Genomic DNA, 3920 nt, shown 5'->3' with positions numbered 1-3920 from the left:
CCGGTCGGCCCCCGGGTGGGTGGCGCCGCGCCACCCACCCGGGAGGGTCACCTCACCCGTTCGGGAACAGGTTGCCGTAGTCGGCGTACGCCATGGCGACGTCGGCCTGGGCCCAGAACCGGTGGTAGTTGAAGGCCGGCTCGGCGCCACCGTTGAGGTAGGCCTGTACCTTGGGCCAGTCGGGGTCGTTCTTGTAGAACGACCGGATGTCCAGGAAGCTCTTGCCGGCGGCGATGGCGTCGCCGTTGGGCATCTTCCCGGTCCAGCCGGACGGGACGTAGAGGCCCTGTCCGTCGGCGGCGGTGTAGACGTCGTCGAAACGCCGGTAGTCGCCGCGCTTCTCGGTGGTGGAGACGCCCTTGGCGTCGCTGGCCGCGTAGAGGGCGTCCAGCAGCCCCTTGGCGGTGTTCTTGGCCGACACGTTGCCCGACTTCGCCGCGTACGCGATCAGGGTGCGGGCGTAGGCGGCGGCGACCCCGACGTCCTGGCCCTTCACCGTCACCTCGACGTGCAGGTTGGTGTTGGCCTGCGGGTTGGCCGGGTCCCAGTTGGCGGGCTGGCCGGTCCACTTCATGTCCGACGGGATCGACCAGTTGGTGCCCACCGTGGTGTTCGCGATGGCCCACGGCACCCACTTGTCCAGCAGCGCCTTGGCCTTGGCGTTGCCGGTCTGCAGGTACAGCTCGGCGATCCGCTGCAGCGACCAGGCCTGCATGCCGAACCACTGGTTGGACGGCGGGTCGTTGTAGACCGGGTCGACGTCGTAGTACATGCCGTAGAAGGTGGCGGTGCCGGCCGGCGGCTGGGCGTAGCTGCCGTCCCAGCTGTTGGTCGCGCCACCGGCGATGCCGCCCTCGGCGGACTGGAGCCAGGTGTAGAACTCCAGCTGCCGGTCGAAGCTCTTCTGCCAGTCGGCGACCGCGGTCGCCGACTTGGGCTTCAGCTCCGGCACGTTGGTCAGCGCCCAGGCCGCGAGCGGGTTCTGGTAACCGAAGTGGTTGTGGCTGGAGCCGATCCGCCAGGACCAGTTCTGGCTGGGGTCGTACGCGCCGCCCCAGGCGTAGTACCAGGACATCAGGTAGTGCGCCGAGTCCCGGCCGCTGCCGGCCGGGCAGGTGCTGGCCCCGACGCAGTTGCCGATCTTCTTGAAGTACTTGTCGAACATGGCGTAGCGCAGGTAGTCACCCATCTTGGCGGCCTTCGCCACGGTGGCCGCGACGTCGGCCTCCCGGCCCTGGGCCTTGGCCCAGGTCAGCGCCCAGTACGCGGCCTGCACGGCGCGGGCGTCGGCGTCCGGGGCGTTGGTGTACTTCCACTGCTTCGCGGGGGCGCTGCCCTCCTTGACGAACAGGTCGAGGTAGCCGTACTGGCCGCCGTGGGCGAACGTGTCGCAGGAGGGCTGCGGCACGGTCTCCCACACCGACTCCTGGGTGCCCCGCTGGAAGGTGTTGATGTACGCCGGCCGGGTGGTGCCGTCACCGCAGCGGCCGAAGCCGTAGGTGTTGTCGACGTCCAGCAGCCAGTGCATGCCGTAGATGTCGCCGGTGCCGTAGGTGCTCTGCAGTTCCGAGCGGAGCGGGTCCTGGCCGACCGGGACGGAGGGCTGCAGCTGCGACGGGTACTGGCTGGGCAGGTTGTACTCGGCGGCGTACTGGGCGGTGCCCGCCGCGCCGGCCGTCGGCTGGTCCGAATGATTCGGAATTATATATTTTTCCATCACCGTCCAGGCGTTGTTGAACGGGGCCCAGTTCTGGGTGACCCGGCCGTACTGCGCCTCCAGCCAGAGCCAGAAGCTGAACGCCTCCGAGGTGGTCTCGTGGCCGTGGTCGGGCGCCTCGACGATCAGCGTCTCCACCGAGTGGTACGGCACGCCCTCCGGGCTGAAGTACCCGGAGTTCTTGATCTTGCCGTACTGGTCGAGGAACCGCTTGATGTAGGCGTTGTCGCCGCCCGGGGTGTCGTTGTCGATCTCCGTGACGGCGATTGCCAGCGGCGCGAAGCCGGTGGCCGAGGCGGTGACGGTGGCGGTGCCGCCCAGGGTGTCCGCGTCCTCTGCCGCGGCGACGGTGGCCGTCACCCCGGTGTTCCAGTTGGTCGGGGTGAGCGTGACGGTCGCCGGGGTGACGGTGACGTCGGTGTCGCCGGTGCGGGTGAGGGTCACCGGCACGTTGGCGCTGGGCGCGGCGCTGAGCTTCAGGTTGACCGTGCCGGTGCCGCCCTCGGTCACGCTGACCGCCGACGGGGTGGCCACCAGCACCGGACCGGAGGCGGGGTTGACGGTGAACGCCTTCTCCGCCACCGCGACGCCGTTGGCGTTGTCGTACGCCTTGGCCTGCACGGTGTAGCTGCCGGCCGGCAGGTCCTCCAGCGTGTAGCCGTACGGGGCGGTGGTGTCGGTGTTGACCAGCAGGCCGTTGCGGTAGAACTCGACCTTGGCGATCGTCCCGTCCGGGTCGCTGGCGGTGGCGGTGAGCGGCACGTCGGCCGGCGCCTCGAACGGCCCGGTCGGCAGCCCCAGCGATACCGTCGGCGGCTGGTTGGCCGGGGTGCCGTTGCAGGCGACCCCGTTGAGGGTGAAGGCGGTGGGCTTCGGGTTGCTGCCGGAGTACGCGCCGTTGAACCCGATGGTGGTAGACGCACCGGTGCCGAGGCTGCCGTTCCACGACTCGTTGGTCGCGGTGACCTCGCTGCCGGTCTGGCTCCACTTCGCCGACCAGCCCTGGGTGACGCGCTGGGAGCTGTTCGGGAAGGAGAACTTGAGCGTCCAGCCGGTGAGCGCGTCACCCAGGTTCTTGACGGTGACGTTGGCGGTGAAACCGGTGTTCCAGTCGTTGGTCGCGTAGACCACGTCGCAGGCGGGGGCGGCCTGCGCGGCGCCGGCCGGCAGGGTCACCCCGCCGATGGCCAGCGCGGTGGCGGCGAACATCGCCGTCCGGCGACGTCTTGCCCAGAGTCTCATGTGCGCGGTGTCTCCTCGCAGGAGGGCCGGAGCCTGACGGGCCGCCGGCGAGGCGCCTCCACGCGAGCAGGGAACGCGGGGGGACGGAGGCGCCCGGGAAGGTGGTCGGTGCGGAACTGCGCCGGTCTGCCGCCCCTGGGGCGGCGGCGGTTCCTCGGGGTGCCGTCCGGAGATCCGGATGCCCTCGGCGACCCACGCTCACGCGAGCTGGCTCCGCTGCGTCGATTCGACAGTCTGCCATGAAGCGCTCCCACGACAACACCGCAGGTAGGACATCGATCGATGTTTCGATCTCGTTTTGGGGCTTTCACAAACCCGTGACGGGCGTTACAGTCGCTGCATCGCCGATGGGAGCGCTTCCATCGACGGAGATGCAATTGTTTCGTCGACCGTGGTCGCCCGGCCGCGGTGCAAGCCAAGAGGCTGACGACGGGCCAGCCCGGACACCGTCGCCAGCCGACACCCGCCAGTGACGGAGGGAGGTGGAACCAGAGCCACTCGCGTGGCCCGGCTCCCGCGCGACACGCACGGCGGACGCCAATTCGACTCGTGCGTGTGTGCACCAAGGTGGGGACGGGGGTTGCCCTCCCCCGTCCCCACACTAAACCCCCGTAGTCGACGGGAAAAGAGGCCGACGGGACAGGCGCGTACGCCGCCCGGCCGGCCTCGCTGGCTATCTGCGCCCCGCCCGGCGCGTCGGACGACCGACGGCGCCCGTCACATCTCACTTCCCCCATCCCGGCCGCCTCCGCGCGGCCCTCTAGGCTGGCGGTCCGCCCCCGAGGCGGCCGGAACGCCGCATGCCGGTGCTGGGAGCGCTCCCGGCCGTCGGGGTGGCCCGCACCCTGAGGAGAAACACCGATGTCGAGACTCACCCGACGGCGACTGCTGCACCGCGCCGCGCTCTCCCCCACCGCCAGCGCCGGGCTCTCCCCGGTCGGGGCCGCCGTGGCCGGCGCGG

Annotated in this window: 1 protein-coding gene; it reads right to left on the bottom strand. The window is 70.3% G+C overall.

The window, feature by feature from the left end; translation table 11 throughout:
• Positions 1-52: 52 nt before the first annotated feature.
• Entirely contained in the window at positions 53-2959 is a 2907-nt protein-coding gene (locus JNW89_RS30075; protein WP_238451650.1) for a glycoside hydrolase family 48 protein, read from the bottom strand.
• Between the last annotated feature and the right edge of the window lie 961 nt (positions 2960-3920).

It is taken from the genome of Micromonospora sp. 4G55 (assembly GCF_016803375.1).
This window is presented reverse-complemented; position numbering and strand designations above follow the sequence as displayed.